Origin of the sequence: Rhizobium mayense (assembly GCF_030272705.1) — a bacterium.
GTDB lineage: Bacteria > Pseudomonadota > Alphaproteobacteria > Rhizobiales > Rhizobiaceae > Rhizobium > Rhizobium mayense.
The window spans coordinates 1-4804 of sequence record NZ_JARFYM010000075.1; the positions used below are offsets into that span (position 1 = coordinate 1).

The 4804-nt window shown below is 56.9% G+C and carries 4 protein-coding genes and 1 pseudogene; 2 read left to right on the forward strand and 3 right to left on the reverse strand.

What is annotated here, in order from left to right; genetic code table 11:
• Positions 1–669: 669 nt before the first annotated feature.
• The 3 genes and pseudogenes from PY649_RS34400 to PY649_RS34405 all read right to left on the reverse strand — a co-directional run bounded on the left by PY649_RS34400 (position 670) and on the right by PY649_RS34405 (position 3207).
• Positions 670–2271, reverse strand: a complete 1602-nt coding sequence (locus PY649_RS34400) for an MASE4 domain-containing protein (protein ID WP_285873508.1) — start codon at positions 2269–2271, stop codon at positions 670–672.
• Positions 2272–2689: 418 nt separating this feature from the next.
• Positions 2690–2890 (reverse strand): annotated as a pseudogene (locus PY649_RS35095) (hypothetical protein).
• Between the two features lie 59 nt (positions 2891–2949).
• Positions 2950–3207, reverse strand: coding sequence for a hypothetical protein (locus tag PY649_RS34405; protein WP_285873509.1), 258 nt, complete (start codon positions 3205–3207; stop codon positions 2950–2952).
• A gap of 1040 nt (positions 3208–4247) precedes the next feature.
• Between PY649_RS34405 and msrB the strand changes: the two genes are divergently transcribed.
• Together msrB and PY649_RS34415 are read left to right on the forward strand one after the other, a co-directional pair.
• Positions 4248–4697 carry a peptide-methionine (R)-S-oxide reductase MsrB gene (gene msrB, locus PY649_RS34410; RefSeq protein WP_285873510.1) on the forward strand — a complete coding sequence of 150 codons (450 nt, stop codon included), beginning with the start codon at positions 4248–4250 and terminating at the stop codon, positions 4695–4697.
• The coding region (locus PY649_RS34415) for a peptide-methionine (S)-S-oxide reductase (protein ID WP_285870337.1) at positions 4694–4804 on the forward strand (111 nt) is incomplete at its 3' end. The genes msrB and PY649_RS34415, both read left to right, overlap by 4 nt.

Consider the following 4804-nt stretch of genomic DNA (forward strand, 5'->3'; position numbering starts at 1 on the left):
GTGCGACCATCGATGCTGACCTCCTCTCAGCCAGCATCTTGAATCACATTCGACATCAAAAGGGAATCCGCGATTCAAACATAATCAGAAACGCTCTAGCGACCCACGTTTGGCCATCCTGTTCCAATAGGTTTGCCTCGAAGCTACAGAATTCAGTCCGCCTTTGATTTAATTATATAATTTTTGATGTCGGGGGATTGCGACATCGAGGGCACGCCCTTGGTGGCGGACCTGCCCCTGCCATGGACGTTTCGCGAAATCACGGCGCCATCATCAAGGAAGTCACAAATCGGCTTGACGGTCCTTGAAATAACTCCAGTCCCAACCTCACCTGACAGACACGATATGGAACTCTCGGAAGGCAGTTGTCGCCCGCGGCGCCGGCGATGACCATTTGGCTCTTCACGGAGATCAAGCATGACACCCGACACCGATATCTACCCCCATTGGTTCCAGGAGCTTTCCCAGTAGTACGAGGCCCGTTCGCGTGTTGTCGCGCAAGAGGCTTCGGAGGAGTGGCGCCTTCTTGGTTTGCTCTGGGATGCGATCGATGATGTCTGGGCTCGATCTGCGTCGCTAGCGACACAGGAGAGCGCTTCCCTGACCTCGCCTGGGTCCGGCGGTTGCATCTCCGGCAAATTTCGAGCCGCCCGTGCGTTGTTGCGGGCGCTAGTGCTGCCGGTGGGCGGGCAACGTGAAGTGAAAAATGGCACCTCGGGGTAGATTGGCGGTCACCCACAACTGCCCCCCATGGGCCTCGATGATCGACCGGCAAATCGACAACCCCATCCCCATCCCGTTCACCTTGGTCGTAAACTGCGGTTTGAATATCAGATCGATCGCGCTCGGCTCGACGCCCTTCCCCACGTCTTCCACCGCCACCATCAGACAGCTGGAGTCGTAGACTTTAGACCTTAAGGAAAGTACTCGGTCCCCATCTTCAGTGGCCGCCATAGAATCGATCGCGTTCGTGATCAAATTCACGAGCACCTGCTGAAGTTGAACCTCGTTGCCCTCTATCAGTGGGAGCGATTGGTTGTAGTCGGTTTGAACCGCTACCCGATGCGTCTGCAGATCGTAGCGCACGAGCGCCAGAGCTTCGCGGATCAGATTGTTGACGTCGAGCGAAGTCCGGATTCGTGCTTCGGTCTTGAAGAGCGTCCGAATATTATCGATTACCGCGCCCATACGGTGGCCGTTGTTCACGATTTGCTGTAGTGCGGCTTTGGCCTCATCGATGTTGGGCGTCGCGCGATCAAGCCAGCGCAGGCTCGCACTGGCGTCCATAGTCATCGCCGACAATGGCTGCTTGATCTCGTGTGCCACGGTGGCTGCGACCGCGTCCCCCGTCAGCAGACGCACCTCGCGCTCGCGGCGTTGGCCGACGACTGCGCGCAGCAGTTCACCGTATAGCATCGTCACTTCTTTCATCAGGGTGACCAGCACAAAGCTGCCGGAAAACACGCCGTAAACTCGCCCGGCATACCAGCCGACGCTAAAGCGGTACGGGATAGGAAAGGCGGTGAGGGAGATCTCGATGATGTATGCGAACAAAACCAACATCAGCCAGAGATCGAGAACCGAGCGGTGCCGCAGCCATAGCAAGACAAGCGCGACGACGAATAATCCCGCCATCGGTCCGACCACGAAGTACCAGAGATAGGAAACCTCCGCCGTGTCGAGCATGATGCGCGGGAGGAACGCATGGCCTGCTGTAACGAAAACCGTTGCGCAACAGACGAGCGCAGCAACTGATCCGACAGTCGTAAGGACCCTCGCACGAATGGACCGTGGCGGCAGCGCCTCCATCGGATCGGCATCCTTCAACAGTGTATAGACGATCGCGAACAGGGCGAAGCCCGCGTGGGACAGGACATAGAGCCAAACCGTACTCTGGAGGCCGCCGCCAAGGCCGCCCTCCGGCGCCAATACGCCTGGAAATGTGAGCGTCCAAGGAATTGCGAGGAGCGCTGTCAAGAAATAGCCATTCGCTAGTGCGAGGAGCGCATGCGAGCGTAGGACGGAAAACTGCGCGAAGAGCAGGGCTGCGGTGATAGAGTCGATGAGGAAAATCGCAGTGCCGTAGGCGGGTATAAAGGCGTCAACCCGTCGCAGTGGCAGGCCAGAGAGCGGGCCTGCCACGATGATAAAGACAACGAGCAGCACTAACACAACGCCAAGCGCGAACCGCTTTTGAGCGACGCTGGGCGAAAGATTCGAGAGCACAAACTCATCCGCCCGTAATCCGGCCGCTGACCCTTCCACAAACATATTCGCCTCACGTCGAAAGCCCGCGATGGACGGCAACTTGAAGTTCGCCAGTCTCCAATTCGAAATCAGACTTCCAGAATGTGGTGCCTTTCCTACTTGCCCGACGAGATCGTCCGATCTCACTAGCCCGAAGCCGCAGGGCGCCCCGACTACAGTCTAATGCAAGCGATCACTTTCGCCAATGCCGGCACAAGGCGAGTGCAATTGAGCTATAGGGACGTTTCTCTGACCTAACCTCGCCGAAAGATGCGCAGCCCGCTAAGGCCTAGCTTGTCCCAGCTTTATGCCGTGTTAGCGGCTTCGCTCAATCCCAAAGCGGCTCTTTACAACCCTAGATTGAATTGCGTCTACGAGAGCTTGCCTGTCTCGGCTAGCCGCATCTCTCCGCGTGCCTGCCTACATCGCGAGGCTCGTCGCCTCAATCACGTCCGAAACGCCACAGGGCTACGCCGGTCATCGGATTGACAATCGGTCGCTCCCTCTCGTCCTTGCTGCCAGCGGGCTGGACGGTTTGCGACGCAAGCGCGATTCTTTGTCCGCCTTTTCGAGTTTTTCCGGTAATAGATTCTCATCCTTGGGGCGTCGCTTCGGGCGTCGTGTTCGTGTCGTTGATGCTTATCGTGTTCTCTATCGGGCTTGGCGTCCGCCTGAAAGAACAAGGATTGTCGGCACCACGCTTCAATCGAATTGTTCACCGTGCCCGATCTGTTCGCGAACTGCATCGCTAATTGGCAGATCGTCAGCAGGACCCAGGTCCGCACTGCTAGCGTCCGCCAGAGAGTGGGCCGCTTCGACCAGTGCGCCGAGTAGCTCCCGAGTGCCCCACCCCGCTTTATTCGCTGAAGCGACAACTTCTTCCAGGGCGTATCCGGCCGCGACCTTCAATTCCTTGAAGCGCTGCTGCAAATCCTGAGATTGTGGTGATGGAAACAGCACAGTCGGCTCCTTTCATTGACGAGGTTACCCGTAGGACATCGGACGCTTCCGCCATCTCGACAGGCCCCCAGATAATCGCCGAAAAACCTCACGTTAATCAACGAACATCTACCCTTCCCAACGCGATTCCGGCGCCCGCATTCGCCGCCGGAGTTTCGTCGCGTTCAACTTTTGACGGCGTTTCCCTTGGCTGACGAAACCGCAAAGGTCAGCAATTGGATAGCAACTGCCGCCAGATAACAGCTTAACGCAGGCCAGCTGCGGGCGGGAATGCTCCGGATTTGACGATCCAAAGAGGGTGTCTGGCATCGCAACTCAGATGTGAGCCGCGCGACCGTGCCGGTTCGGCAGACGGGCCCCCAAAGTCTCTTTGCGTCGTGCAAAAAGACGAGCAGTACTTTCCAGGAATTGGGCGAAAGCATTCCGAGATATGCCATCGGCATTGAGCATTACGTGAATCATCGGATCGTCAAGAATCTCAGAGATTGTCAGGTCAGACACAAAAGCTCTCCTTCAGCTCATAATGATTGGGTGAGCTATAGGCGCCTTCTGTAGCGGCGTGAAATACCGGGGGGTTATGGAGTGAATGCCTAAATCTTATCGCGCCGGGAATGTGATCATAAGAGCTGTCCGGAGCTTATTTGGAGGCGAGGCCATAACATTGATTTCCGGCTATCATTCTGAAAATCGCCGTACCTGAGATGACGAACCCGGGCGCACAGACACAAGCGATAGCAACCACAGCCTTGACGCATCATCCGGCCAGATAAAGTGGCCACCTAGCACCGGTGAGCCTTGCTCCGACGTTTTGTCGGCTACCTGCCCAGTGCTATTGTATCGATTTGATAGCCTAACATCATTGGACTATGGACTGAGCACCCTTTTATTGCGTGTCGTCGATACCGGATAAGAGAGCGTTCGGCAAAGGCTCATCGGGCCATCGTATCGCTCTGCTGTCCATGCATTGTTTCAATTCCCGCTGGTCATTGGACCGGCAGCCTCTGCGGCCTTATCTCAAAGGCTCGAACGGAGGACAGCACATGAGAGTTTACGCGAAAAATCCCGATGCGCTATCTCGCCTAACGCCGGAGCAGTACCGTGTGACGCAGCAAAGCGGTACCGAGCGTCCAGGCACGGGTGAATATCTCAACAACAAGCAGCCGGGCATCTACGTTGATATCGTATCGGGCGAGCCGCTGTTTGCCTCTTCGGACAAGTTTGATTCAGGCTGCGGCTGGCCGAGTTTCACCAAGCCGATCGAAACCGCGAATATCAACGAACTTACCGACCTCTCGCATGGCATGCTGCGCACCGAAGTGCGCTCTATCCACGGCGACAGCCATCTAGGCCATGTCTTCCCGGACGGGCCGATGGACCGCGGCGGTTTGCGCTATTGCATCAGCTCTGCCTCTCTTCGCTTCGTGCATCGCGACAGGATGGAGGCTGAAGGCTATGGTGCCTATCTCGATCAAGTGGAGGATATCCGATGACTACGGAGCGTGCAGTTCTCGCCGGCGGTTGTTTCTGGGGCATGCAGGACCTCATCCGCCGCTATAACGGGGTCATCTCGACGCGTGTCGGCTATACCGGCGGCGAG